This is a genomic window from Cellvibrio fontiphilus (assembly GCF_042646205.1).
Taxonomy (GTDB): Bacteria; Pseudomonadota; Gammaproteobacteria; order Pseudomonadales; family Cellvibrionaceae; genus Cellvibrio; species Cellvibrio fontiphilus_A.
Map to the genome: position 1 here is coordinate 17246 of NZ_JBHRTF010000006.1, position 25425 is coordinate 42670.

The window sequence follows — 25425 nt, forward strand, 5'->3', positions numbered from 1 at the left end:
CTGGGCGAGCTTTGCCCTAAATACTGGCTGCCGCGTTTGGCATAGACAACAGCTCATGCATTGCACTGTCAGCAAGCGCTTGGCCGGCGCCATCGTAAACATAAAAAATGGCATTGGCGCCAAGGCTGCGCAACATCTCTACCTCTTCTTCATATTGCACTATGGCGGCAATTTTGCCTTTGAAGCGGCGGTGTTTTAATTGTTTGAGTGCAAACACGTTGCCTTGGTGATAAGGCATCGCCAGCACAATCAATTGTATCTGATCGGTATTTACCAACTTATCCCAAAAATCCGAGTCAGATGCATCGCCTTCGGCAAGGCACATATCGGCCACCTTGTGCAGGTGTTCAATGCGCAGTGGGTTGTTGTCCACACCTAATACCCGCAATTTATAGGTGTCGTTTAAGCGATGGTAAGCACCGCGACCAATACGCCCCATACCAAATACAATCGCTTGTGCATCGCCTAAATCCAGCGGGCGATCTTGTGGGCGCAATTTTTCCAGCGGCAGGTCAGGGCGCTTGGCAACAAAGTATTGATAAAGGCGTTCGCTGTAAGCATTGGCGATGGCAGAAAATACAAAACTTAAAGATACCGCGAGCGCAATAATCACCAGCCAATCTATGGCCAGCCAACCGGCCGCAACTGCAAGGCTGGCTAAAATCAGGCTGAATTCGGAATAGTTACCCAAGCCAAGGCTGGTGAGGAAACTGGTGCGCAAGCGCAAGCGAAACCGTGGCAAGAGCAGCATAAATAACAAAATTTGTAGCGGCAGCAATAACTGCAGGCCCACAGCCCAGGCCAAATGCTCCCAACTTGGGTCAGCCATCAGGCCGATGCTGAGAAAAAAGGCGACCAAAAAAAGCTCTTTAATGTTGAATAGCGATTTTGCTAAACCCGGTGCCGCGCGATGGGTGGAGAGCAACATTCCCACCACCAATGCCCCCAAGTCACCCTTTACGCCCAAGGCTTCAAATAACGCGTAGCCCACGACCATCGCCAACAAAAATCCAAACAAAACCTGCATTTCACCGTGACCAAGGCGGTCGAGCAGGCGGCGTAGAATGGGCGCCAAGGGAATAAGGCCCAGCAGCAAAATCGCCCAGATACTGGGTAGTTTTCCGGTGGAGGCGCTGAGGAAAATTACTGCAAAAATATCCTGCATGACCAGCACGCCAATCGCGATGCGACCATAAATGGATTGGCTCTCACTGCGTTCCTCCAGCATTTTTACGACAAAAACCGTGCTGGAAAAGGAGAGCGCAAAACCAATCAGCACAAAACTGCTCCACTGCATGTCATTCAGCAGCGCCGCCAAGCCCAGGCTTTTAAGTGCGATAAACAACAGCGTAATCGCCGCAGTTGTCAGCAGCATATGCAGGGTAGCGCCGCCCCAAATTTCTATTTTGAGCAGTGAGCGCACGTCTAATTTCAGCCCGATGGTGAATAACAACAGGGTTACTCCCAAATCGGCGATAAATTGAATATTGTCGTTGAGTTCGTAGCCCATGAAATTCAGGGCAAAACCGGCTACTAAAAATCCGGTGAGGGGCGGCAAACGCAAAAACGATGCCGCGAGGCCGCCAGCAAAAGCGACCAGAATAATGATGGGTTCCATAAAGAGGGCTACTGCCTTGATGTGAAAAAGAATTTCAGGGTAGCAAATTTACAATAACAGCGAAAAGTAAAGTTATACGCGCCAAGTGCAAGTGCTTTCGGTAAATTATCCCATTCACCTCAACAGGAGCTTGCTATGCACTACCCCATGTATTTAGTGGATGCCTTTGTCGACCAACCGTTTAGTGGCAATCCCGCAGGTGTGTGTATTTTGAATCAAGAACAGCCTGCCAGCTGGATGCAAAATGTCGCATTGGAAATGAATCAAGCCGAAACAGCTTTTGTGCATCAGCGCGCTGATGGCAGTTGGAACCTGCGCTGGTTTACACCGCAAGTAGAAGTCAGCCTCTGCGGTCATGCCACCCTCGCCGCTGCCCATGCACTTTGGCAGCATGCTGGTGAGACAGCAGCGACACTGAATTTTCACACGGCCAGTGGTTTGTTATCTGCAACGCGAATGGGCGATGAAATCCAACTGAATTTTCCGGCAGATATTCCCCAGCCTATCGCACAGGTTCCAGCCGCGCTGGTGCAACTGCTGTCCAAACAACCCGAGTGGTTTGGACAAGGGCGCGATGATGTGATCGCTGTGTTAGATAGCGCAGAAGCGGTGCGTTGTTTTGTGCCAGATGCAGACTTGATTGCATCCTTTACCACGCGCGGATTAATCCTCACTGCTCCGGGCGATGCAGGTTCCGGCTTGGATATGGTGTCGCGTTTTTTTGCACCCAAGGTAGGTATCCATGAAGACCCGGTCACAGGCTCTGCGCATTGTTTGCTGGCCTGTTATTGGGGGAATCGCTTGGGTAAAACACATCTGCGTGCATACCAGACATCGCCTCGTGGCGGATTATTAACTCTGGATTGGCAAGGTGAGCGTGTTTTATTGAGCGGAAAGGCGTGCACTATGTTGCGTGGGGAATTTTTAGGATGATTTAAGCGAAATTGATTTTTAAATGCTGCAAAAAAATTTTCATATGAAATTTTATTTATTAGAGAAATTTTTTAATTTCGTAAAAATTATTTACTACTTAATTTTTTATTTGCGCATGGGGTTTTGTCACTCATTAACTTGACACCTTTTAGTAAGAATGACTAAATGCTTCGGCCTATCCTTTGACACTGATGTCATCAAGGACGGAAGGCAAATTTGGATATTAATTGAAGAGGGTACTTTATGCGTTTTATGAAATTCTTAAGCCTGCTTGGTTTTGTTTTTGTCTCATCAATTGCAATGAATGCACAGGCAAATACTCCTGTTTCCTGTAGCTGGACTTATTTGGGCGGTGGCGGCGCTTACGGTTCTTGGACATCAGTCGATGGCTGCTTTATTGCTCGGCCACAAATGGCGCCACTATTAATTGCCCAGCGTACAAGAACTAACACCGGCAGCTGTACCATTACGGTCAACTCTCCATATGTAAACCTGGGCAGTTGTACTAACCCATCGTTTTATTTAGGCAGTGCCTCCTCCAGCAGTTCGGTAAGTTCAACTCCTGCGCCCGTGTGCACAACTAGCAATATCAATATTGGTCAGTCATGCAATGGCGAGAACTGGTGTATGGAGTCTTTCGGCCGTGCATGTTCTGCAGCCGGTGGTTCCACAGTTTGGAATAACGGTACTTATGTTTGTCAGAAAACCACGTGTACTAACCCTTAATTTTTTAATAAAAATGACGGGTAGTGAAATCTGAATACTGGCCCTTGCTTGAACAAAGTAAGGGCTTTTTAAACCAGAGGGAATTTTATGAAACAACAAGTGGTTTTGATTGGCGTAGCTCTAGTTGCAGGTTTTTTAATGGGAAATTTTTATGCGACACCCGCAGATAATGCCTCGCATAAAATCGCCCAATCAAACGAATCAACACTTGTGCTGCTTGAACAGCTAAAAAATCAAAATGCCAACTTGTTGCAAGAACTTAATAGTCTGCGCAAACGTATGGCGATAGCGCAAAGCAGTTCATCAACGGAGATCATCCAAACTGCCGAGTCAGATAACCTGGATACTGCGCAGACTGAATTAAATAAGCAAACTGCCCTGGAGTTACAAACGTTAAAATCCAAAATGATAGCTAACGAAATACTCGGAAAGATTAATAACAATCCTGAAGAGTTATCCAGCGTGCTCGCGCAGGAATTTAATAGCGAAGCGGTTAATCAACAATGGGCAGAAGCTGAACAGCAGAAGTTATCGAATTGGTTTGTAAATAATGAAGCATTTTCCGGGTTGGCTCTGCAAGGCGTCACTTGCCGGACAACGCAATGTAAAATTTCTGTCGCTGCGAGCACGACTGAGCAGGCCAATAATATATTTGAAGTACTGAGTCATGCATTAAAAGAACAATATGAGTTTTCTTTGTATTACTCTGACGTTGACTTAACACAAAATACTGCCGCGCTATACATCTCTTTCTCCCCTGAAGCTGCTTTGTAAGACGTTTCTTTTATTAGACGTTTGGTAAAAACTACTTCAGTTTTTGACCTCTGTCTTTTATATGGCAAGACCAAGTTGAGTGTCTTCATTTCTAAAGTTAACTTGCTTTCAGCCTTTTCCTTATCAATTTTACTGCAGATAGATGTCTTTTTACTGAGGTTGGGGTTGTGTTAATTCCAGCAGAGTACTTCGATGGCCGCAAAATTCCCGAATGCCTCAGCCCGGTTTATTCATATGTTTCGGCAGTGTTTAGGGTATTGGGGAATCAGTATGCTTCAGGTTGGCATTTTACTAGGTACTAGTTGATGGAACGATTGGTTTTCGGGTAGATATGGAAATCGCTGCCGAAAATTATTCGTTGCTACAAAGGAGTTGAGGTCAGGCCCAACAATTTACTGCTACTATTCCGATGCATGGAACATTTACGGAAGAGTCAATAATGGCAAAAGATAAATCAATCCCCGATTCAATCGCCCCCCACCTATCCCAAATTGCCGAAAGGCTTTGGAGTGGCCGAGCTGCAGTTATGGTAGGTGCTGGCTTTAGCAAAAATGCTAGTCGTGATTATCCCACTTGGGCGCAGCTAGGTGACAAACTATATGAAAAGGCGCATGGCAAAACGCCTGACGCTGACGATAAATCCTATATCAGTTTGTTGAAGGTTGCGGAAGAGGTGGAATCTGTAGTTGGCCGCCCTGCACTTGATGCGCTATTAAAAAGTGATATTCCTGATCTTGGTGCTAAACCATCAAACCTTCATGTTGGTCTATTGAATTTACCTTGGGTAGATGTTCTAACGACCAATTACGATACCCTGCTTGAGCGGGCTTGTCGTGAGGTTATTAAACACCGCTATTCGTATATGGTTAACCAAAGCGATTTACCCTATGCGCAAAAGCCGAGAATTATAAAATTGCATGGTAGTTTTCCTGCGCATCTCCCTTTTATTATCACTGAAGAAGACTATCGTAAATATCCGCAAACACATGCCGCCTTTGTGAACACCGTGCGTCAAGCATTGCTTGAAAATACTCTATGTCTAATAGGCTTTTCTGGAGATGATCCAAATTTTTTGCATTGGATTGGTTGGGTTAGGGATCAGGTTGGGGGTGAAGGTACCCAGCCTATCTATTTAATCAGTGCCAGTTCTTTTTCTACAGCCCAGCAACTATTGCTGGCCAAACGAAATATTATTGTGGTGGATATGTCGCTATGCGATGGAGTTGCCAAAAATGATCACAAAGCGGCATTAACTAAATTATTCGAATTTCTCGACATTAAGGATCCTAGTCGTTTGGATTGGCCTCGGTCTTCTCATGAAAGTCGCAATTTATTATGGGGGCCAACAAACCAAAAAATTTCCTTAATTGAACTGAAAGATGTAGTGGAGTTTTGGCGTGATCAGCGCTTAACCTATCCAGGTTGGCTTGTGTTGCCCCATGAAAATCGTGCGAATTTATTTTTCTACACGTCTCGTTGGTTGTCTGCTGAAATGGATGCTGAAGTAGGCGAACTTCGCGATGGATTAGATATTCAATATTTTGGGGAATTGGTTTGGCGTATTGAAAAGTGCTTGCTGCCTATCTTTGATCATGTTGCTCAATCTTGCGAAAGCATGCTCAAAAAGTACTGTCCATTTGAGGGGGATTCAGATGCCGATATGGGTGCGTCTATACGTTGCACTGATAAAACAAATAACTCTCTTGAATGGGATGCTATTAAATCTGCGTGGTTAGCAATAGCTTTCTCTCTCCTACGCTATTATCGTGAAAAGGGTAAAGATGAAAAATGGGATAAGTTAAAGCGTCGGCTAGAGTCGAGGCGTAGCCATTTTTCTGACGAGCAGAGTGAATTTTTTTATTACCAAGAATATCTATTTTTTCTTTTCAAATTGGATTTGTCTAATGCAAGAACGTCTTTAAGAAAGTGGAAGCCTACCTCATCCCAACCACTTTGGAAAAGTATACGTTGCTTTGCTATGGCAGAATTGGGTCAGTTTGATGGGGGGCAAATACAGTCAGAGATAGAGGAGGCGTTATATGAGACTCGTATAAAGTATCAAGCAGGGAAAGATGCTAATACTGTTGTGGGTTTGTCGCATGAGGCCTATCAAATGGTTGCCTGTAGGTGGTTAGAGTGGGATCTTGATCGCTGGGATACGGTCGCATCTTCTATGGAAGAGGAATTAATGTGCGCGCGTTTTCAGGAAGATTGGAGTAGGGAAGGCAATATGTTTGTTACATGGAAAGAAGACTGGGATGACTTGAAAGATAAAAAAGATTGGAGTGGAGAAAAGGATTGGAAAGGCGATAAAAATGTAAATGGTAGGCAGAGTAAGTGGCAAGAACTACTTAGGTCTGTTAGAAGTGAGATTAGATCAAAAAAAGCAAAATCATTTAATCAGCGCTGGGATGAGCTTAAGTCTGATAGATGTGACCCGTGGGGTGAATTGAAATTACTTTTATCCAGTGGGTCTAGTTATTTCGGGCAAGATAAGGATAGGCTAAATGCTTATTCTTTTTTTCGATTATTTGAAGATGTAGGGTTTTCCTTTCGTGTTCGAAATATGATATTTGAGCAGAAGTCTGTAGTGACTAATTTGCCGCATTTGGCAAATGATTCGCCCTATTGGGTGCGCTCAATATTCTTTCGATTGGGGGATAATTCACGTGTAATTGATCAGCTCTTTAATCGCGAGAGTATATGCAAGTTAAAGGCAGTTGAATGCGATGATTTAATTGGCACTTGCTTGGGGGCGCTAGAGTCCTTTCATGCGGCGTTAAAGCGCGGGGAGTTGTTTGGAGGCGACTGCATGGAAAATCGCTTAGCGAGTGTTCTACCGGATGTCATTTCTCGCTTTTGTTGCAAGTGTTCACTTCAGATTAAGGATAGAATTCTCTCGTTCATAACGGATGTTTACGCCTCGGCACACAAGAATAAATTCTTCAATATCCATAAGTTGGTTCGTGGTTTTTTTGCATGCTTGTCTAAACCTGAGCAGTACCAATTTCTAACTAAAATTCTTGATGTTGATTTCCCTCGGAACTTGGGTCTACGAGATCAAATGAATTATGTCTCATTAACGCAATGGTTAACTATTGGTGATAGAAAGAGTGAGTCTAAACCGAAAATGGATGTTGCTGACATAACTATAGATGGTTTGTTGCTGGGTGCACTGAATGCAAGCGCAGAGCAGCGGCAATGGTCAGTGACTTCTTTAAGTAAACTATGTGAATTAAATATTTTGGATGCTTCTCAAAAGCAGCGCTTCTCTAATGCTTTGTGGGCTAAAGTCGATGAGATTGGATTTCCCGCCGATACTGATTTTTATAAATTTGTGTTTCTGAAATTACCACATCCTGACGATATTTTTCCGAAGGAGATATTTAAACAGTATGTGGATGGCGCTAACTTTCCTGTGCAGGCTAGTGAGCGGGGGTATGAAGTTACAGATGGAGATATCACTTTAGTTCATGAAATCATCGGAGCATCAGAGGGTGATGATCAACTTTGGGTGAAAAAGGATGCACTTAAGCTTTTAGAAAAAGTTGAGCTTTGGTGGAAGGCTGATAAAAATAGATTAGAAAATGAGAAAAGTCCTAGTCAGAATAGATTGTTTGGCGGAGAGCAGGAGTTTCATAAGCGCTTAGGCCGTATTGCTGATCTAATTGCAATCGCTATTGGACCTAGTCTTAATTCCAGATTGGCAAAAAAGGAAAAAACTAAACTTTTCAATTTGTTAGATGATATGCGCAGTCAAGAGATTCGCACTCTTGAAGCTCGTGCTGCGTGTATACATGTTTTACCTGAATTAAGAGAAACCTTGATGGGTCTCATTGCTGATGCATTACATGGGAATAATAAAATAATACAAATTGATGCGCATAGGGCTATTCGTTGCATTGCTTTAAACCGAAAATTGGTTGATTTGTGGTCAGAAAGTTATGGATTGTTAATCCAGTTTATTCAATGGAATAGATCGGCCAGCTTGGCAGAGGGAATGGGAATTGCCCGCCGAATTTTAAATGAGAATGACGGTTTTTTTCCTGCTTCATTTAAAAATATTATCGGTAAACGTTTGATTCAGTTGGTTGAAGAGAGTGACTACAAGAATGGGAAACTAGATATTAATATCGGAGAAAAAATAAACCTTCGTCGTGTAGCAGTTTCACTCGCTAAAAAAATAGATGAAGTCTATGAGCATAAGGACGACGTGTTGAATAAAGCTATAGATAATTGGCGGGAAATAGGTGAGTCCGCTGATGAGTTTGCTGAAGTTAGAAATGCGTGGGTTGAGTGAAATTTAAATTCTATGGGCGCCTGTTTCCCCTAAGGGCGCCATACACATTTCCCCAGCCTTCAAAGTTGCGCACCTGCTTGTAAAATCCCCCTACTATCTTGGTTGCGTACAGAAATAAGTACAGGTAGCATGAGGTCTCTACATATCCTTTTGGGGAGATGACCTATGGATACAATGAGCTATACCGCGTTTCGCAATGATCTGGCCAGTGTGCTGGACAAGGTGAATGACGATCACAAGCCGGTGTTGATTACCCGCCAGAATGGTAAGCCAGCGGTGGTGATTAGCTTGGAGGATTTTCAGGCTTATGAAGAAACCGCCTATTTGATGGCTAGCCCAAAAAATGCCGCGCGCTTAAATGATGCAATTAATCAGGTTGCCGCCGGGAAGGCGACGCAGCGGGGGTTGATTGAGGAATGATATTGGCGTGGGCGGATAATGCATGGGAAGACTACCTTTACTGGCAGCGAACGGATACAAAAACACTAAAACGCATTAATACCCTGATTAACGAAATTCAACGCCAACCATTCAGTGGCATTGGCGATCCTGAACCGTTAAAACATCATTGGTTGGGTTATTGGTCGCGGCGGATTGATCGCGAGCATCGGCTGGTTTATCGCGTTGAAAATGAAATGATAATTGTGGTGCAATGCTGTTATCACTATTGATGACTGTTGCCCTGAATTGAATTTGATAAAGAGAAATCACATGTCTGCTGTTAAGGAAATCGTTTTAACCTTTAGTTGTCAGGATTCCAAAGGCTTGGTGGCCGCCGTTGCTACCTTGTTTGCGACTTTGGGTTTTAACATTAAAGAGTCGTCGCAATTTGAAGATGTGCAAAGCAATCGCTTTTTTATGCGCACGGTTTTTGAATGCCCCAATGGTTACAACCTAGGGCAAATTCGCTCGCTGTTTAAACCGCTGGGTGAGCAGTACCAAATGGATTGGAATATTTTTGATAGTGCGAGTAAGCCGCGTGTGCTGATTGCGGTTTCGCAATGGGGGCATTGTTTGAATGCGTTGCTGAACAGTTGGAAAAACGGCTCGCTGCCGATTGATATTGTCGGTGTGGTTTCCAATCACAATGTGATGCGCGATTTAACCGAATGGTATCAACTGCCGTTTCATTATTTGCCCATCACGGCAGATACCAAACCCCAGCAAGAAGGTCAGTTGTGGCAACTCATGCAGGATTTGCAGGCGGATTTTTTAGTGCTCGCACGTTATATGCAAATTCTGTCCGATGATTTGTGTCACAAACTCAATGGCCGCGCGATTAATATCCACCACTCATTTTTGCCCGGATTTAAAGGCGCAAAACCCTATCATCAAGCCTTTGATCGCGGCGTGAAACTGATTGGCGCCACCGCGCATTTTGTAACGGCGGATTTGGATGAAGGCCCGATTATCGAGCAATCAGTTGAGCGTGTTTCCCACGTCAACTCGCCCGATGAAATGGCAGAAATTGGTCGCGATATTGAAGCGGTGGTTTTAAACCGCGCTGTGCGCTGGCATGCGGAGCATCGGGTATTGCTTAATGGCACCAAGACGGTGGTGTTTTCGCGCTAGATAAATAATTGCCAAGGCGTAGACTATAAATTGATTTAGTCTGAAGTGTGTTGCGTTAGTTGGGGGGATATATGTTGCTCGAAGATTTACACCAGCAAAAAGCGACTATTAACGCCTTGGCGCAGCAGTTTGGTGCGCGCAGGATTCGTGTATTTGGTTCAGTCGCCCGCGGAGAGGAAAGTCCTCAGAGTGATGTGGATTTCCTGGTAGATTTTCCCCAAGGATACGATTTGTTCAAGCAGCGCCTGCCGCTAGCGGAGCGCTTATCCAGCCTCTTGGGGCGCAGGGTTGATTTGATTCCGGAGCACGAACTAAATTGCCACCTCCGCGCCTCGGTCTTGAGTGAAGCGGTGGAGCTATGACTAAATCCTGGCAGCCCTATGCACTGCATATCCTGGATTCCATTGCCAAAATACGCCGTATCCAGGCGCGCGGCGATATTCAGCAGGATGATATTCTCTACGATGCTGCAGTGCGTAATTTGCAGACCTTATCTGAAGCTACACAGCAATTACCTGCCGAATTAAAGCAACAATTTCCTGAAATCCCCTGGCGCGAAATCAGCGGCTTTCGCAATATTCTGGTGCACAACTACTTGGGGGATATAGACCCTCAATCAGTTGCAGCGGTGATAGAGCAATATTTGGAACCGCTGAAAGTTGCCGCAGAAAAAATGCTTTCCGAATAATTTGTCAGCCTTATCGCGCAGTCGCCTTTTTCGCCGCACTTGCCAGCGCTAATAAACCCAGCGCGACCAAGCCAAAAGACACACTCAAACTGGTCAGCTCGGCGATAAATCCAATCACTGCCGGGCCTGCCAATAAACCTGCATAACCCATACTTACTACGGCGGCTATGGCCAAGCCCATGGGCATGGAGGTTTGGTTGCCGGCGGCGGTAAAAAGTACCGGCACTATATTGGAGGCGCCCACGCCAATCAGGGTGAAACCGATAAAGGCGGCAGGGCTGTAGGGAACCAGAACGACGAGTAAAAATCCGCTCGCGGCAAACAACCCACCCCAAAGCACAACACGGGTGCCGCCCAATGCGTTGACGATTTTGTCGCCGGTAAAGCGACCAATGGTCATAGCAACCGAGAAGCAGGCGAAGCCCAGTCCGGCATACACCGGATCAATTCCGCGCAGGGTGTTGAGGAATACCGCGCTCCAATCCAGCACAGCACCTTCGGCGAGAAAGGCGATAAAACACAGGCTGCCAATGAGCAACACTTTACCGCGCGGCACCACAAAAAACGGTTCGCGCTCGCCGTTGGTATTTTCATTGCGATCCGCCGGTAACAGATCTTTAGCGGCGTAGGCCAGCATCAGCAATAGCACTGAGGCAAGGCAGAGCAGGGCATGGAAGGGCGATAAACCCAACCACATTAACGCGCTCATAATCACCGCACCGAAAATCCCGCCCAAACTATAAAACCCGTGAAAGCCCGACATCATGGCGCGGCCACTGGCTTTTTCTACTACCACCGCCTGCATGTTCATGGCGACATCGGTAGCGCCGAGCATCATGCCAAAAACAAGCAGGTTTAACGCCATACCGGGAATGCCGGGGGAAATGGCAAGGCAGACGAGGCTGATACACATCAACAATAAACTGATGGTGATGACCCGGCGGCAACCGTAGCGATTCACTAGCGGCCCGGTCACTGGCATAGCCATCAGCGAGCCTATGCCAAAACAGAGAATCAGCAGGCCGAGGGTAGATTCGCCAATCGCCAAACGCGCCTTGGCAAAAGGAATCAGCGGTGCCCAAGCGGACATGGCAAGGCCGGTAATCAGAAAGGCAAAACGGGTGGAGAGGTATTGCGCGGGGCCAATAGGGAAGCCGGTAGCAACCATGGGTTGGGAGGCAGACATAACCAAAAATCCGACAAATAAAACAGCTGCGCACTATACCTCTGGCGTCAAAAGCCAGGGTAGTGAGGATTTGTAAATATTTTTTGATCCAATCTACTGTTAAAAGCGTGGTGATTTTCGCCTGGCAAAAATTTTATTTTGGCGCTGGAGCTGGTTGTTTTTCGCACTACACTGATGTTGCTCCCCTTTATTTATGCAGGTTTTAGCGGCGACAAAGTGGTGCGACTGGGAGTTGAATATCAGGAGAGGTATATGTCCATCGCCAAAAAATTTATGTATTCCTTGGGGGCGATTTTGTTGCTCGCGGTTCTTGTGGCTGTGATGTTGGTATATCGACATCAAAGCGAACTGGTGCAGGATCGTGCGCTGCTCGAAAGCAACAATATCTCTCGTGAAGCGATACGCTTATTAACTCTCACCGACACCATGATGATGGAGCGGGTGAGAAGCAGCATGCGGTTATTGCGGGAATTTGGCGCCGAATTAGGTGAACCACAAGTGGGCGAGCGGATACGCGTCAATGACCGCGAGACTAATAACCTGTTGTTGGGCGAAACACCTGTCGCGAATCAGTTCGATCTTGTGGATCGGGTAGCTAACATCATGGGTGGCACCGCCACTATTTTTGCAAGGGACGGCGAAGAATTTGTTCGTGTTTCAACTAACGTGATGACCCCTACAGGTCGAGCGATTGGCACTATCCTCGCGCCGCAGGGTGCCGCCATCAAAAAGATTCAGCAAGGAGCTGCGTTCTACGGACTGGTTGATATTTTAGGTAGCCCCTATCTCACTGGTTATGAACCTATGTCCAATCGACGGGGTGAAACCCTTGGTATTTGGTATGTAGGTTACAAAGCGGATTTGAGCGATTTATTTACCGCTATTGCATCTAGCCGCGTGTTGGAGCAAGGGTTCGTGGTCATTCGCGATAATGCCGGTGCGATAAGAGTCCACTCTGACAACGTCTCTGCAGAAACCGCCCAAAAAATCCTCGCTGATCCCGGTAGTGAATGGCGCCTGCAAACCTCGCGTTTTGATGCTTGGGGTTATGAAATTATCACTGCTTATTCTGTGACTGAAATTCAGTCCACAGTGCGTGATCTCTCTTTAATGTTGAGTGCGTTTATTGTTGTGATTGGTTTGGTATTTTTGCTTATTGTCTATCTGCTTATTCAAAAAGTGGTTGTTGCTCCCCTGCATCAAACTACGGCACGTTTGCACGATATAGTTGATGGTGAGGGCGATTTAACGTTACGTTTTAATGTTGCGCGAGAAGATGAAATTGGTGAATTAGCCAAAAATGCGGCAATTGAAGCCGCACGCGCAGGTGAACAAGGGCGAGGTTTTGCGGTGGTTGCAGACGAGGTTCGATCTTTGGCAAGCCGTACCCAAGCGTCTACTGCTGAAGTAGATACTATGGTTAAACGCTTCCAGAGCGATTCTGAGCGTGCAATGGAGCAGATGCGATTAGCTGATGAAATGATGCGCACTAATCTGACGGGCACCCAAAGTTCAGGCGAGTCAATCAAGGCTGTATTGCGTAATGTCTCGTCGCTCAGTGATCTGAACAGTGGGATTTCTCATGCGGTTGTTCAGCAAAGCCATGTTGCGGAAGATATCAATAAAAGTATTTCCAATATCAATGCAGCGGGTGATCAGAATCAGGTGCGTGCCCAGGAAACGCTGCGCGCTTCAGAAGCTTTGTCCCAACTGTCGGAAGATATTCAGCGGCAATTAGCTGCCTATAAGGTTTAAGTAGGGTAAAGGGATGTGGTACGAAAGTTGATTGTTGTTCAATAAACTGTAATTCATTTCTGCCTATGTCACTGTAGTTTAAGAGCAATTACCCAAGGAGCGCACTGTGGAATTTTTTTCGCTAATGAAAAGTGGTCGTGAAAAGCTAGCTGCAGAAACGGAAAGACTGCAATTGGAATCCTTACAGGATGATTTGAAGGCAATTCACAACAATACCGCTGTTATTAGTTTTGATCCACAAGGGCACATACTGGATGTTAACGATTTGTTCCTGGAAGTGGTCGGTTACTCTAAGAATGAAGTCATTGGTAAGCACCACCGAATGTTTTGCAGTTCTGCTATCGCCGGAACACGCGAATATGAAAATTTTTGACGGGATTTAACTGCTGGTAAGTCATTTTCGGGCACGTTTGAACGAATGGGTAAAACTGGCCAGCCCATATTTTTGTCTGCCAATTATTTTCCTGTAAAAAATCCGCATGGAAAAGTAATCAAAATTATTAAAATTGCGTGTGATGTGACTAAGACACAGGTGGAGCTGAACAACAAAAATGCCGTATTGTTTGCTTTGGATAAATCGCTTGCGGTAGCAGCGACTTCTGAACAAACTTCCCAGATTACTTCAAATGCGGTAACAGTTCTTAATGAAGCGATCGAAACGTCGCATCACATTGCCGATGAAGTAAAAGAAGCCTCCAGAATCGGAGCGCAATTAAATATTCAGTCTAAAAATATTAATGACATAGTAACCACCATACGTTCGATTGCAGACCAGACTAACTTGCTTGCTTTGAATGCGGCAATTGAAGCGGCGCGCGCCGGTGATTCCGGTAGGGGCTTTTCAGTTGTCGCCGATCAGGTGAGAAAACTTGCAGCAGACACCGCAAAAGCTACCGCTGAAATTAGCAAGGTTGTACAAAACAACACGAATTTGATTAACAACATAGATTCAAAACTTAACCAGATCACTGGTATTGCTTTGCACGGTGAGGAGAGTATCAGTGAGGTGGCGAGTGGCTTGGCTCAGGTGCGCAATGGTGTTGATGATTTTGTGCGCATGGTTGAAACCATGCGCCCTTGAGATCACAAGGTTCTTCGCCAGGGTGTTTGGTAAACCATGACCAATTTGCAACTCTTCACCACCCTTGTGCCTATCCTCGCTGTATTTGTCTTGCTGGTGCTGCTGCGCCTGCCAGCTACCCGCGCTATGCCCTTGAGTTTGGTTATTACCGCTGCCTTTGCGTTTTATGTGTGGCAGGTGCCGGCGGTGCAGTTGGCGGCGTCGGTACTGGAAGGCTGGGTAATCGCCTTCACTATTTTGATGATCGTGTTTGGCGCGATTCTGCTGCTGAACACTCTTACGGCACTGGGGGCGATCAAGGTGATTTGCGCTGGTTTTGCGCGCATCTCACCAGATCATCGGGTGCAGGTCATTATCATCGCCTGGTTATTTGGCGCTTTTTTGGAAGGTGCCAGCGGTTTTGGTACGCCGGCGGCCATTGGTGCGCCGCTGTTAGTGGCACTGGGTTTTCCGCCTATGGCGGCGGTGGTTATGGCGCTCTTGGGCGATAGTGCGCCGGTCTCCTTTGGTGCGGTGGGCACGCCAGTAGTAGTGGGCTTGGGGCAGGGCATGCAAGGGGCGACACCCGAGCAGTTGCAGTTAATTGCCGCGAGTGCGCTGACGCTGGATGTGTTTATCGCCAGTTGGCTGCCGCTGTTAATGGTGAGTTTGTTAACCCGCTTTTTTGGCGCTAACCGCAGCTGGCGCGAGGGCTTGGTGCTCTGGCGTTTTGCGCTTTTGTCCGGTGTGGCTTTTACCCTGCCAGCCTTTGTGGTGTTACAGCTGCTGGGGCCGGAATTTCCCAGCCTGTTGGGGTCGTTAATCGGCTTGGTGCTGGTGGTAACGGCGGCAAAACGCGGCTGGCTCTTGCCCAAAACCGTTTGGCGCCTGCCGGAACCAGCGCAAGAGCTTCCTGCTAACAGCGAAGCAGATTCACTAAGTCAATCCAAGCCAGCCATGAGCCTGCTGAAAGCCTGGTTTCCTTACCTGCTAGTGGCGGGTGTTCTGGTGCTGACGCGCCTTGATGCGTTGCCGTTTAAGGCGATGTTGCAAGCTGTGGCGATTGAGTTTACGGGCTTGCTGGGCACCAGCATATCGGCGCGCATAACGCCTTTGTACTTGCCGGGTACGGTGTTTGTGTTGGTCGCGGCGGCGATTGCACTGGCCTACCGCTTGCCCTTGGCGCAGACCCGCGCGGTTTGGGTCGCTTCCTTCGGACGTTTGTTGCCCACGAGTATTGCCTTGGGTACGTCTGTGCCTATGGTGCGTATCTTTTTAAATTCGGATGTTAATCACGCCGGTTTGGCGGCTATGCCCAAGGCGCTGGGGCAGGTTGCCGCCGAGACCTTTGCCAGCCAGTGGCCCTTGGTCGCCCCGTTTATTGGGGCGTTGGGTAGTTTTATCGCCGGTTCTTCCACCTTCTCCAACATGATGTTTGCCCGCCTGCAGCAGGATGCCGCCCAGGCCGCAAGCCTACCGGAACACTGGGTGCTCGCCCTTCAAATGCTGGGTGCCAACGCGGGCAATATGGTGTGTGTGCTGAATGTAGTGGCGGCGGTGTCGGTAGTGAAACTGGTGGGGCGCGAGGGCGAGGTAATTCGTTTCACCCTGATTCCTGCGCTGGTGTATTGCATTGCGGTAGCTAGTACCGGTTATTTGCTGCTCACCCTTGGGTTGTAAAAGCTGCTGTTATCTACCCGATCCAGAATGTTGCGATAGCTGCCATTGGCTTTGATTTTTTTGAGGCCGCGGTTAAAGGTTTGTATTAACCACTGGGCGTTGGGGTGGGTTTTACTGGTGAGTAAGTAACCCTCGGGGGAGTTGAGTGCAGGTTCTATGACCCGCAATTTGCGCGGATCTATGCTGAGTTGCGCTGCCATGTAAAAGCCTGACATCTCGTCGGTGGCAAACAAATCGACCCGCTCGGCGAGCAGCAGTTTTATGTTTTGGATATCCGAGGGAACCATAATCGGGTTGATGGTGTGGGCTTCAATCGCCTGGTAAAACGCCTCGGTGTAGGTAAAGCCGAGGGTGGCGCTCATGCGGTATTGGCTGAGGTCGCTAAAGCTTTTCCAATCAATAGGCTCGGTACTGGCGCGCTGGAAGAAAACGGTACGGTTAACGATTAGGGCATCGCTAAATAACATAGCCTCGCGCCGCTCGCTGTTTTCATACCAGTAGCTGGTGGCGTCAAATTTACCCAAGCGAGTCTCTTCAAAGGCGCGTTTCCAGGGCAGGTATATAAATTCAACTTCAATGCCTTCGGCCGCAAAAGCACTGGCAATAATATGATTGACGTGGCCGCTGTGTGGCAGGTCTTTGCCAGTCCAGGGTGCGAATTCACCCGTGGCGATGCGCACCGTATTGACTGCCGGGGCACTAGTGCTCGCGCTGGCCATGGGGTGATGGAGCATGAGATAGGTTATGGATAACGCGGTGAAACAAGCCAGAGCGAATCGCAGCACAACAAACTCCTGAAAAAACCAATTTCACCGCCTAATCCAGTTACGCGGCTTGTTGTTAAATTGATCACAGTGGGCGCAAATTGCGCTGCTTGGTATAAACAGCCGCGCTCAACTGAAGGTTAGCCTATTGGCAGTGTTTTGCCGGTGAATGGTTTAGTCCGCCCACAGAATGAGCGGATTTTCGGCCGGCAATTGTGCCTTGGGGTGGTAGGCTCGGGCGCGCAGGCTCCAATCGCTGGCGGGGCGATGGGCGGGCAACCTGGCCTGGTAATGGTAGGCATTAATTGCACCGCTGAGTGGGTAGGCCAGCGTCATCTGAACCGATGCCGCGGGCAGCTCACCAACAGGGTCGGCAATAATTTCAATTACCACCTGCGCGGGGGCTATACCGCCCAGATACACCTGGGCTTCTGCCAGAAGACCATCTACATCTTCACCAACCACCAGATTGCCAAGATGAATTTCATGCCAATGCTGTGCCATGTGTTTCTGCCACTGCTGAAGTTCATGGGCAAGCGCGCCCTGATTGGCGGTGCGCTCCTGATACTGGTGTGCGGCGGGAATGTAGTAGCGTTCAAGGTAGTCGCGCAGCATGCGATTGGTACTAAAACGCGGGGTGAGCTGCATCATGCTGGTGCGTACTAGCCCCAACCAGCGGCGCGGCAGGTCGCTGTTATCGCGCTCGTAAAAGCAGGGGATAATCTGCTGCTCCAGTAGTTGATACAGCTGTTCCGCCTCGGCCGCGTCATGTTCCGGCCCATATTCCTCGCCCTTGCCCAGCGCCCAGCCCAGCTCCGGTTGGTAGGCTTCGGCCCACCAACCATCCAGCGAGGACAAATTCAGCCCGCCATTGACCAGCACTTTCATGCCACTGGTGCCACAGGCCTCCCAGGGGCGGCGCGGGTTGTTGATCCATACATCCACGCCCTGCACCAGCCGGCGGGCGAGGGCGATGTCGTAGTCTTCGATAAACATCAAGTGTTTGGCTATGTCTTCACGCTGCAAAAACGTCTGCCAATGTTGCAGTTTGGCTTTCCCCAGTTTGTCGGCCGGGTGGGCTTTACCGGCCACCAGCAGTTGTACCGGATAGCGGTGATTGCATAACAGAGCCGCCAAACGTTCCGGGTCATGTAGTAACAGGTCCGGACGTTTGTACTCGGCAAAACGGCGCGCAAAACCCAGGGTGAGAATATTGGGGTCCAGCGGCCGTGGCGGTGGCACATTGCAGCTGGCACCGCTGGATTCATGGCGCCACTGGCGCTGGTAGCGCATCCGCGCGTAGTCCACCAAATCTGCGCGGCCGCTACTGATAAGTTGCCAGAGTTGCTCGTCACTCAGGGTTTTCCAGCGATCCGGGGTCAGGCCGGTTTCATCGCCCTGCCAGAGATGATCGCCAAACGATTGCTGCCACAGCCTGTTGCTGGCATCCGAGGCCCAGCTGGGAATGTGTACACCATTGGTGACATGGCCGACGGGCACCTCGCGCTGGGGCCAGCGGGGGAACAAAGGTTGGAAAATACGCTGGCTTACGCGGCCGTGTAATTCACTGACCCCGTTGCTGTAAGCACAGGTGCGCATGGCCAAATAGGCCATGTTGAAGTCTTCCTGCTCATCCTTGGGGTTGGCGCGGCCCAAGGCGAGTATGTCCTCCATGTTTACACCCATTTCCGGTGCTATTTCTCCGGCGTAGCGGCGCAGCAACTCGGCGGGGTAGCGGTCAAACCCGGCGGCGACCGGGGTGTGGGTAGTAAACAGGTTGCCACTGCGGGTTGCCCAAAGTGCTTGCCAAAAATCGACGCGGTATTTGGTGCAGTAGGCGCGAATGCGCTCCAGTGTGGCAAAGGCGGCGTGGCCTTCGTTGAGGTGGCAAATATCCACCTCAATACCCAGCTGTTCCAACAGTCGCCAACCACCAATACCCAGGGCGATTTCCTGTACCAGCCGCAGTTCGGTGCCACCGCCATACAGCTGGCTGGTAATGCCCCGGTCGCGCGGCTGGTTGCAGGGGTGATTGCTATCCAGCAGGTAGAGTTTTACCCGCCCGACCTGCGCTACCCAGACGCGAAACAAAACTTCGCGGCAGAGGAAGTTGGTGGCTACATCCATCCAACTGCCATCGCTATCCAACAGCGGGGTCAAGGGCAAACTGCCGGGGTCGTTAAATAGATAGGTCTGTTGCTGCCAGCCCTGGTTATCAAAACTTTGGCGAAAGTAGCCCTCCTGGTACAGCAGCCCTACACCGACCAGCGGCACCGCTAAGTCACTGGCCGTTTTCAGGTAATCCCCCGCCAAAATACCCAAGCCGCCCGCGTAGAGGGGCAGGGCATCACACACACCAAACTCCATGCTGAAATAGGCGATGGTTTTGAGCGGCGATTCCGGGCAGTGCTGGTCATACCAACCCGGCGCCGCCAGATAGCGGTCGCGCTCGGCGACCAACTGGGCGAGTAGTTGCAGAAATTCCTGATCGGTCGCCAGTTTTTCCAAATGCTGGTTACTGGTGAATTGCAATACGCTCACCGGGTTGCCGGTGTTTTGCCATACCGCGGGGTTAAGCCTGTGCCAGAGCGCATCCCCCGCGTGGTTCCAGCTCCACCAGAGGTCAGCCGCCAGGGTGTTTAATATGGCGAGTGCCGGGGGTAATGGGCGGTTGAGGTTGGGCATCGCTAGATCCTTTATTGAGTTTGCGTATTGAGTTTGCGCGTTAATTCACGGTGCACATTTTGTCCCGCTCGTTGTGCTCAAAGTGGGTGATGTTAGCGAGGGTCACACGCGCTATAGCGGTCAATGCTTCGCGTGTAAAAAATGCCTGATGGCCGGTAACTACCACATTGGGGAAGGTCAGCAGGCGCGCAAATACATCGTCCTGCAGCAATTGGTTGGAGTTGTCTTCAAAAAACAAATCGCCTTCTTCCTCGTACACATCCAATCCCAAATGGCCGATTTTTTTACTTTTCAAACCGCTGATGACGGCGCGGGTATCAATCAGCCCGCCGCGCCCGGTGTTAATAATCATCACCCCCTCTTTCATGCGCGCGATGCTCTCGCTGTTAATTAAATGATGGGTGCTGCTATTGAGTGGGCAGTGCAGGGAAATGACATCGGCCTGGGGCCAAAGCTGCTCCAGTGGTACATAGGTCACACCGGCTTCCACCAGTGCCTGGTTGGGTTGGGGGTCGTAGGCGATGAGTTTGCAGCCCAGCCCGAGTGCAATTCGGGCAAATACTTCACCGATCTTGCCGGTGCCAATCACCGCGACCACTTTATTCACCATATCAAAACCCAGTAGGCCGTTGAGCGAGTAGTCGTTTTCACGCACGCGGTGGTAGGCGCGATGCAAATGGCGGTTGAGCATCAACATCAACCCCAGCGCGTGTTCGGCCACGGCATGGGGGGAATAATCCGCCACCCGCGCCACAGTAATGCCCAGGTTTTTGGCCGCCGCCAAGTCAACCTGATTAAAACCGGCGCAGCGCAGTGCCACCAGTGTTACGCCCTGGGCAGCGAGTTGCTGCAGTACATCGGCATCCACATGGTCATTCACAAAACAGCAGACTGCCTGACAACCCTGGGCGAGTAATGCAGAGTGAGTATTGAGTTGGGTTTCATGAAAAACCAATTCATGTGGCTGTGCGAGCAGTGCATTGGCTTGGGTTAAAAATTCGCGGTCATAGGGTTTGGTACTGAATACAGCGACTTTCATAAAAACTCCTTGCACTTTTCAGTCATGAAAATGGTTTGTTGATAAAACACCGCCGCAACAAAAATGGTGCAGTGTTATTCCGCCAAGGCAATCGCCTTATCCATTTCTGTCGCCAGCTCGGCAAATAATTCACTGTAGGCTTTTGCAATTTCTGCGGCGCTATTGCCACAGGCTATGCGGCGCACAAAATGTTGTTGATGAATGATTTTTTTATTGTCGTTACTCATTAATTTCCAGTTGGCATTAATGCTCGCTTCACCATGAATCACTTGCAAATCATAAACGGTGATGCGCAGGCTGTAGTCTGGTGTGGCATAGCTGCGCCAGGGGAAGTTTTCAATCACCCGCTGTGGATTTTTATTCATCAAGTTAATCGCCAATACCCGGCTGATGCCTTTGTCCAACGGTTCGCCCCAGTGTTCAATATCAACTAGCTGCAAGCGATTGGCATCCTTGTTGCGCACTATGGATGAACGCTGTAAATAATCTGCCAGACTAATCGGGCCTAAACCAATTACTTGATTAATCGCTGCATGTTGTTCAGCGGCAGGCACTGGGTCGGCGCTGAGTAAATAAATATTTTTACGCGGGGATTGCTGGCAGCCATAAATCACACTGACTAACACCAGAAGCAGGGTTATGCGCATCATTTTAAGGTTCCTCATCCGCTATTTTTTTGCCGCGCAATAGCGCTTCCGGTTGTTGTTCCAATGTTTCACTCAGGCTGCGAAAGGCCTTGGCTGAACGGCTTACGTCTTCCAGTGTTTCGGTCAGTTGCACAATGAGCGGGGAATCTTCAGAAAAACTCTGGTTAATACCACCGGCCGCTTTGCTGAACTGATCCAAACTTTTTTGCAGCTCTACCAAACTGCTGTTCATGTTGGCGGCGAGTAAAGGCGTTTCTTTGTTAAGCGTTAACAGCAGCGTTTTTAGTTCTTGGTTAGTTGCGGTCAGGTTTTTACTTAAGGTCACAACTTCGTTATTGATGGTGCCCGATACTTGGGTAAAAGAGTCTGCCGCTGTTTTTACGCTACTCAATGTCTGTTCAATAACGCCGGTTTGAACCAGCTTATTGACGCTGGTGGTGAGTTTGTCCAGGTTGTCGATTAAACCTTTGATGTTTATTTCTTGCAGGTTTTTGGATATTTCCTCAAACGCGGTAGGGGCGGTGGGAATCTCCAAATAATCATCTTGCAGCTTGTAGAGTTTTGGTTCTGTATCAGGGAAGAAATTCAGTTCTACATACAACAAGCCAGTTAAAAAACTTTGATAATTTAATTGCGCGCGCAGCCCCTTGCTGATGGCGTCTTCAAAAAAACTGCGGTCAACTGTGGTGCCGGTGCGGCTGATGCGCTGCAGGGCCAGGTCAGCGGTTACGCGCGTGGCGATGGTATTTTTTTCACTGCCGATGACCGGGTTTTTACCCTCATCTTCATCGGGAAAATTAATTTGGATGTCGGTGATTTCCCCTAGCACCACACCTTTGAGTTTGATGGGGGCGCCTATCTGTAAGCCTTGCACTGATTCCTCAAAGTACATGACTATCCGTTCCTTTTGCGAAAATAAATTTCCGCCTGAAAAAAATAGCAGTGCGACAAACACCAAAAGGATGGCGCCTACAATAAAAGCACCTATAGCAAAAGATTTTTGTTGGCTCATGTTTAGCTTCTACGTCTGTGGCAATTGGGTGTCAGTGTGGGCTGTACCTGCGCGGCTCAAAAATTGCCGCACTTTTTCATTCTGGCTGTGTTGCACCAGGTGTTTCGGGTCGCCCGAGGCCAGCATGGTTTTGGCTTGTGCATCCAAAAATACACAGTTGGTGCCTATGGATAAAATACTGGGCAATTCGTGCGAAACAATAATCACCGTGGAATTCAACGCTTTACACACCTGCACAATTAACTGGTCAAGCCGCAGGGAGCTGATAGGGTCCAACCCGGCGGAGGGTTCATCAAAAAATAATAATTGCGGGTCCAGCGCAATAGCGCGGGCAAGCCCGGCACGTTTATGCATGCCGCCGCTAATTTCTGCCGGGTAGAATGTCTCGTAACCGGCAAGTCCAACCAGCGCCAATTTATAGGAGACTATTTCTGCAATTTGTTTGCTCGATAAATCCGTATACAGCTGCAAGGGCAGGGCAACATTTTCAGCCAGGGTCATACTGGAAAATAAAGCACCGGACTGATAGGTAATTCCCCAGCGCTGCAATAAACTCAATTGGGTTTCTTCGCTGGCTTGGTAGTAGTTAACGCCCTCATACAATACCTCGCCTTGACTTGGGGCAATTAAACCAATCATGTGTTTCAATAAAGTGGTTTTACCGCAACCGCTACCGCCAATAATAAAAAAGATATCGTTTTTGCGAACGTTAAAATTCAAATCCTGCTGCACTATGCGGCTGCCATAGCCGATACTTAAATTCTGTACCTGAATAAATGGTGTTGAGCGATTCATTTAAATACCCAGCTTGTCGTAAAGGATATTACACGCGGCATCTGCAACGACCAGATAAACAATTGAGCGCACTACCGCATTAGTCGCCGCCATACCCACGGCATCGGAATTGCGGCCGCATTCAATACCGGCCTGACACCCGGCAATAGCGATCAATATGCCAAAGAAAATACTTTTAATCAGGCCAGTGGTAATGTCCACCCAATCCACTGCGCCCTGGGTTTGTAAAATATATTGGTTGAGATTCACATCCATACTGGTGGCTACCAGCGCACCGCCAAAAATGCCGACTACATCGGCATAAATACACAGCAGCGGCATAATAAAAACCAGAGCCAGCAAACGCGGCAGCACTAAAAATTCCATGGTGGAGATACCCATGGTTTTGAGCGCATCAATTTCTTCATTCACTTGCATAGTGCCCAGTTGCGCTGCATAAGCTGCACCGGTGCGGCCCGCCATAATAACGGCCGTCATTAACGCACCCATTTCACGCACCATACCAATCGCTACCAAATCGGCGACATAAACCTGCGCACCCAATTGGCGTAATTGCACTGAACCCAAATAGGCCAAAATCATGCCCACCAGCAGTGCAATCAACGTCACTATCGCCAGTGCGCGCGGCCCCACCTGGTGGATAAAAAAGAACAAGTCCTGCCGGCGAGTTTTCGCCCTGCCTGCCAACCAGTTGCCCAAGGCGAGGCTAATATCGCCGACAAATACCAGCGTGCGCCGCACCCCTTTCCACTGTGCAGCGAGGGTGTTTGGCAATTGGCTGAACCAGCGCGAATCGGTGGTTTTTGTTTGGGGTTTGTAACTGGGGATGGCGGTGGCGAGTTGTAGCAGTTGTTGCAAGGCTTCCGGGGTTTGGCGGGTGTCCAGTGTGATTTGTTGTTGCTCGCACTGGCGGGCAACCTGCAGAAGCGCAGCGGCGAGGCTGGAGTCCCACTGCTGGAGTTGGTCACTAATAACAGTGATCTGTTGGCAGCCGGGTGGAATTGCCGCGCAGAGGCTTTCACCCTCGGGAGCTTTGCCAAGTTGCCAGTTGCCACTCAGGTGAAGTTGCACCTGTTGCGCCTGATCTCTTTTGTTAGGATCTTGGCTAGCAGGATCTTGGTTATTGGTCAGTTCGAATCGAAACAGCAACACAGTCATCCTTATCTTGCACATGAGGTGTTAGGCTTGATCATAGTCGCTATGACATGGAAAATGAAATTTGCCTCATCCCCGCCAGGCTAAACTTCCCCATCCACTTAACTCACGACAATTATGGCCAGATTATTATTTAAACTCGCACAGGTGCCTGACGATGAAGCTCAGGAAATTCGCAACCTCTTGGATGAACACCAGATTGCTTACTACGAAACAGATGCGGGATTATTTCGCGTGGGGTTGGATGCAATTTGGTTGGCAGACGGCTCGCGCGAAGAAGAGGCGCGCAAATTACTGGGTGACTACCAATCCGAACGCGCGGCGCGCCAGCAACAAAATTATGCCCAGCTCGTAGAGGCGGGGCAGGCGCCCAACCTGTGGCAACATTTTTGTGCCCAACCCCTGCGTTTTATCGGTTTGGTTATCGCGATTATTTTTGTTGCGGGCCTGACACTGCTGCCGTTTGTGATGCCCGCGTTGCAGGCTTAACACTATTGGCCGGCGCTAAAACCTATGGTTGTTGGATAAACCCAAATTATTGATTTTGGTTTTGCCCAATATTTTTAACAGCAGGTTCCGCAAGCTGCGCAACAGCGGGTATAACCAGTGACTTAGCCGTTTGGATTTGAATAGCCAGTAATTCAGGCGATTAAAAACTCCCGAGCGACTGCTGAGCAGCGACAGCATGTGGATTGCATCCGAACCGTAATAAAGTTGTTGTTCCAGTTTTAATACCATGCCCTGATCTATATCCCACCCGAGTGCGGTAATTTCATCCATGATTGGCCCGGGTTCGCGCGCATCCCACAGCACCAATTCGCCGATGTCGGCGCGTATGCGTACCAGCCGGCAGTAGTTATCGCAGGCGGGGCATTCTTTGTCGTAAACCAGCACCAGTTGTTTTGTATTATTCATTCATCACCTGTCGTTGTTGTCGCCTAACCAAGCTACTATTTATGCGCCAGTCATGCGCCAGAAATGGTTTGATGTCATGCGCCAATAATGGTTTCATGCGCCAAGAATGGTTGTTAGCTTC

General features: G+C 48.8%; 24 protein-coding genes. 14 read left to right on the forward strand and 10 right to left on the reverse strand.

Annotation, left to right across the window (positions count from 1 at the left end):
- Nucleotides 1-16: 16 nt before the first annotated feature.
- Nucleotides 17-1618, reverse strand: a complete 1602-nt coding sequence (locus ACFODX_RS13840; RefSeq protein WP_378120162.1) for a cation:proton antiporter domain-containing protein — start codon at nt 1616-1618, stop codon at nt 17-19.
- A gap of 135 nt (nt 1619-1753) precedes the next feature.
- Here ACFODX_RS13840 and ACFODX_RS13845 point away from each other — a divergent pair, with 135 nt between their 5' ends.
- The 9 genes from ACFODX_RS13845 (at nt 1754) to ACFODX_RS13885 (ending at nt 10611) form a co-directional block, all read left to right on the forward strand.
- Complete coding sequence (locus tag ACFODX_RS13845) at nt 1754-2551, forward strand: PhzF family phenazine biosynthesis protein (protein ID WP_378120164.1); 798 nt, start codon at nt 1754-1756, stop codon at nt 2549-2551.
- A 243-nt stretch (nt 2552-2794) separates the two neighbouring features.
- A complete protein-coding gene (locus ACFODX_RS13850; RefSeq protein ID WP_378120166.1) occupies nt 2795-3277 on the forward strand; it encodes a hypothetical protein in 483 nt (160 codons plus the stop codon).
- A gap of 87 nt (nt 3278-3364) precedes the next feature.
- Nucleotides 3365-4051, forward strand: coding sequence for a S10 family serine carboxypeptidase-like protein (locus tag ACFODX_RS13855; RefSeq protein WP_378120168.1), 687 nt, complete (start codon nt 3365-3367; stop codon nt 4049-4051).
- 439 nt (nt 4052-4490) lie between these two features.
- Nucleotides 4491-8351, forward strand: a complete 3861-nt coding sequence (locus ACFODX_RS13860; RefSeq protein WP_378120170.1) for an SIR2 family NAD-dependent protein deacylase — start codon at nt 4491-4493, stop codon at nt 8349-8351.
- Nucleotides 8352-8516: 165 nt separating this feature from the next.
- Nucleotides 8517-8771: a type II toxin-antitoxin system Phd/YefM family antitoxin gene (locus tag ACFODX_RS13865; RefSeq protein ID WP_040391565.1), complete on the forward strand. Its 255-nt coding sequence runs from the start codon at nt 8517-8519 to the stop codon at nt 8769-8771.
- Nucleotides 8768-9022 (forward strand): Txe/YoeB family addiction module toxin, encoded by a 255-nt coding sequence (locus ACFODX_RS13870; protein WP_378120172.1) that lies wholly within the window; start codon nt 8768-8770, stop codon nt 9020-9022. Before ACFODX_RS13865 ends, ACFODX_RS13870 begins: the two co-directional genes overlap by 4 nt.
- A 40-nt stretch (nt 9023-9062) precedes the next feature.
- A complete protein-coding gene (gene purU / locus ACFODX_RS13875; protein ID WP_324258980.1) occupies nt 9063-9923 on the forward strand; it encodes a formyltetrahydrofolate deformylase in 861 nt (286 codons plus the stop codon).
- Between the two features lie 71 nt (nt 9924-9994).
- Nucleotides 9995-10285, forward strand: a complete 291-nt coding sequence (locus ACFODX_RS13880; RefSeq protein WP_378120174.1) for a nucleotidyltransferase family protein — start codon at nt 9995-9997, stop codon at nt 10283-10285.
- Nucleotides 10282-10611: a HepT-like ribonuclease domain-containing protein gene (locus tag ACFODX_RS13885; protein ID WP_378120176.1), complete on the forward strand. Its 330-nt coding sequence runs from the start codon at nt 10282-10284 to the stop codon at nt 10609-10611. The genes ACFODX_RS13880 and ACFODX_RS13885 overlap by 4 nt, the downstream gene beginning before the upstream one ends.
- 10 nt (nt 10612-10621) lie before the next feature.
- Here ACFODX_RS13885 and ACFODX_RS13890 read toward each other — a convergent pair whose 3' ends face one another.
- On the reverse strand, nt 10622-11797 hold the full coding sequence (locus tag ACFODX_RS13890) for an MFS transporter (RefSeq protein ID WP_378120178.1): 1176 nt from the start codon (nt 11795-11797) through the stop codon (nt 10622-10624).
- Between the two features lie 252 nt (nt 11798-12049).
- Between ACFODX_RS13890 and ACFODX_RS13895 the strand changes: the two genes are divergently transcribed.
- From ACFODX_RS13895 to ACFODX_RS13910, 4 genes are all read left to right on the forward strand, one after another.
- On the forward strand, nt 12050-13552 hold the full coding sequence (locus ACFODX_RS13895; RefSeq protein WP_378120180.1) for a Cache 3/Cache 2 fusion domain-containing protein: 1503 nt from the start codon (nt 12050-12052) through the stop codon (nt 13550-13552).
- A gap of 106 nt (nt 13553-13658) precedes the next feature.
- Entirely contained in the window at nt 13659-13925 is a 267-nt protein-coding gene (locus ACFODX_RS13900) for a PAS domain S-box protein (RefSeq protein WP_378120182.1), read from the forward strand.
- 45 nt (nt 13926-13970) lie between these two features.
- Entirely contained in the window at nt 13971-14633 is a 663-nt protein-coding gene (locus ACFODX_RS13905; RefSeq protein ID WP_378120184.1) for a methyl-accepting chemotaxis protein, read from the forward strand.
- Nucleotides 14634-14669: 36 nt separating this feature from the next.
- Entirely contained in the window at nt 14670-16292 is a 1623-nt protein-coding gene (locus tag ACFODX_RS13910) for an L-lactate permease (protein WP_378120186.1), read from the forward strand.
- Here the strand turns inward: ACFODX_RS13910 and ACFODX_RS13915 are convergent.
- The 7 genes from ACFODX_RS13915 to ACFODX_RS13945 all read right to left on the reverse strand — a co-directional run bounded on the left by ACFODX_RS13915 (nt 16265) and on the right by ACFODX_RS13945 (nt 24305).
- On the reverse strand, nt 16265-17077 hold the full coding sequence (locus ACFODX_RS13915; RefSeq protein WP_378120188.1) for a substrate-binding periplasmic protein: 813 nt from the start codon (nt 17075-17077) through the stop codon (nt 16265-16267). The genes ACFODX_RS13910 and ACFODX_RS13915 overlap by 28 nt on opposite strands.
- Nucleotides 17078-17230: 153 nt before the next feature.
- Complete coding sequence (glgP, locus tag ACFODX_RS13920; protein WP_378120190.1) at nt 17231-19741, reverse strand: alpha-glucan family phosphorylase; 2511 nt, start codon at nt 19739-19741, stop codon at nt 17231-17233.
- 40 nt (nt 19742-19781) lie between these two features.
- Entirely contained in the window at nt 19782-20780 is a 999-nt protein-coding gene (locus ACFODX_RS13925) for a 2-hydroxyacid dehydrogenase (RefSeq protein ID WP_378120192.1), read from the reverse strand.
- Between the two features lie 74 nt (nt 20781-20854).
- Nucleotides 20855-21430, reverse strand: coding sequence for a PqiC family protein (locus ACFODX_RS13930; protein WP_378120194.1), 576 nt, complete (start codon nt 21428-21430; stop codon nt 20855-20857).
- Nucleotide 21431: 1 nt separating this feature from the next.
- A complete protein-coding gene (locus ACFODX_RS13935) occupies nt 21432-22439 on the reverse strand; it encodes an MlaD family protein (protein ID WP_378120196.1) in 1008 nt (335 codons plus the stop codon).
- Between the two features lie 9 nt (nt 22440-22448).
- Complete coding sequence (locus tag ACFODX_RS13940; RefSeq protein WP_378120199.1) at nt 22449-23234, reverse strand: ABC transporter ATP-binding protein; 786 nt, start codon at nt 23232-23234, stop codon at nt 22449-22451.
- Nucleotides 23235-24305 (reverse strand): ABC transporter permease, encoded by a 1071-nt coding sequence (locus ACFODX_RS13945; RefSeq protein WP_378120201.1) that lies wholly within the window; start codon nt 24303-24305, stop codon nt 23235-23237.
- A gap of 201 nt (nt 24306-24506) precedes the next feature.
- Between ACFODX_RS13945 and ACFODX_RS13950 the strand changes: the two genes are divergently transcribed.
- On the forward strand, nt 24507-24878 hold the full coding sequence (locus ACFODX_RS13950) for a DUF6164 family protein (RefSeq protein WP_378120203.1): 372 nt from the start codon (nt 24507-24509) through the stop codon (nt 24876-24878).
- Nucleotides 24879-24893: 15 nt separating this feature from the next.
- On the opposite strand, the gene ACFODX_RS13955 is transcribed toward ACFODX_RS13950, so the two are convergent.
- On the reverse strand, nt 24894-25304 hold the full coding sequence (locus ACFODX_RS13955; protein ID WP_378120205.1) for a DCC1-like thiol-disulfide oxidoreductase family protein: 411 nt from the start codon (nt 25302-25304) through the stop codon (nt 24894-24896).
- Between the last annotated feature and the right edge of the window lie 121 nt (nt 25305-25425).

Bases quoted from the DNA above. Each gene is read 5' to 3' on its own strand.
- ACFODX_RS13905 (WP_378120184.1), top strand. From the start codon at position 13,971: ATGGGTAAAACTGGCCAGCCCATATTTTTGTCTGCCAATTATTTTCCT.
- ACFODX_RS13935 (WP_378120196.1), bottom strand. From the start codon at position 22,439: ATGAGCCAACAAAAATCTTTTGCTATAGGTGCTTTTATTGTAGGCGCC.
- ACFODX_RS13840 (WP_378120162.1), bottom strand. From the start codon at position 1,618: ATGGAACCCATCATTATTCTGGTCGCTTTTGCTGGCGGCCTCGCGGCA.
- ACFODX_RS13845 (WP_378120164.1), top strand. From the start codon at position 1,754: ATGCACTACCCCATGTATTTAGTGGATGCCTTTGTCGACCAACCGTTT.
- ACFODX_RS13860 (WP_378120170.1), top strand. From the start codon at position 4,491: ATGGCAAAAGATAAATCAATCCCCGATTCAATCGCCCCCCACCTATCC.
- ACFODX_RS13910 (WP_378120186.1), top strand. From the start codon at position 14,670: ATGACCAATTTGCAACTCTTCACCACCCTTGTGCCTATCCTCGCTGTA.
- ACFODX_RS13855 (WP_378120168.1), top strand. From the start codon at position 3,365: ATGAAACAACAAGTGGTTTTGATTGGCGTAGCTCTAGTTGCAGGTTTT.
- purU (WP_324258980.1), top strand. From the start codon at position 9,063: ATGTCTGCTGTTAAGGAAATCGTTTTAACCTTTAGTTGTCAGGATTCC.
- ACFODX_RS13870 (WP_378120172.1), top strand. From the start codon at position 8,768: ATGATATTGGCGTGGGCGGATAATGCATGGGAAGACTACCTTTACTGG.
- glgP (WP_378120190.1), bottom strand. From the start codon at position 19,741: ATGCCCAACCTCAACCGCCCATTACCCCCGGCACTCGCCATATTAAAC.
- ACFODX_RS13880 (WP_378120174.1), top strand. From the start codon at position 9,995: ATGTTGCTCGAAGATTTACACCAGCAAAAAGCGACTATTAACGCCTTG.
- ACFODX_RS13925 (WP_378120192.1), bottom strand. From the start codon at position 20,780: ATGAAAGTCGCTGTATTCAGTACCAAACCCTATGACCGCGAATTTTTA.
- ACFODX_RS13865 (WP_040391565.1), top strand. From the start codon at position 8,517: ATGGATACAATGAGCTATACCGCGTTTCGCAATGATCTGGCCAGTGTG.
- ACFODX_RS13850 (WP_378120166.1), top strand. From the start codon at position 2,795: ATGCGTTTTATGAAATTCTTAAGCCTGCTTGGTTTTGTTTTTGTCTCA.
- ACFODX_RS13885 (WP_378120176.1), top strand. From the start codon at position 10,282: ATGACTAAATCCTGGCAGCCCTATGCACTGCATATCCTGGATTCCATT.
- ACFODX_RS13940 (WP_378120199.1), bottom strand. From the start codon at position 23,234: ATGAATCGCTCAACACCATTTATTCAGGTACAGAATTTAAGTATCGGC.
- ACFODX_RS13895 (WP_378120180.1), top strand. From the start codon at position 12,050: ATGTCCATCGCCAAAAAATTTATGTATTCCTTGGGGGCGATTTTGTTG.
- ACFODX_RS13955 (WP_378120205.1), bottom strand. From the start codon at position 25,304: ATGAATAATACAAAACAACTGGTGCTGGTTTACGACAAAGAATGCCCC.
- ACFODX_RS13950 (WP_378120203.1), top strand. From the start codon at position 24,507: ATGGCCAGATTATTATTTAAACTCGCACAGGTGCCTGACGATGAAGCT.
- ACFODX_RS13890 (WP_378120178.1), bottom strand. From the start codon at position 11,797: ATGTCTGCCTCCCAACCCATGGTTGCTACCGGCTTCCCTATTGGCCCC.
- ACFODX_RS13930 (WP_378120194.1), bottom strand. From the start codon at position 21,430: ATGATGCGCATAACCCTGCTTCTGGTGTTAGTCAGTGTGATTTATGGC.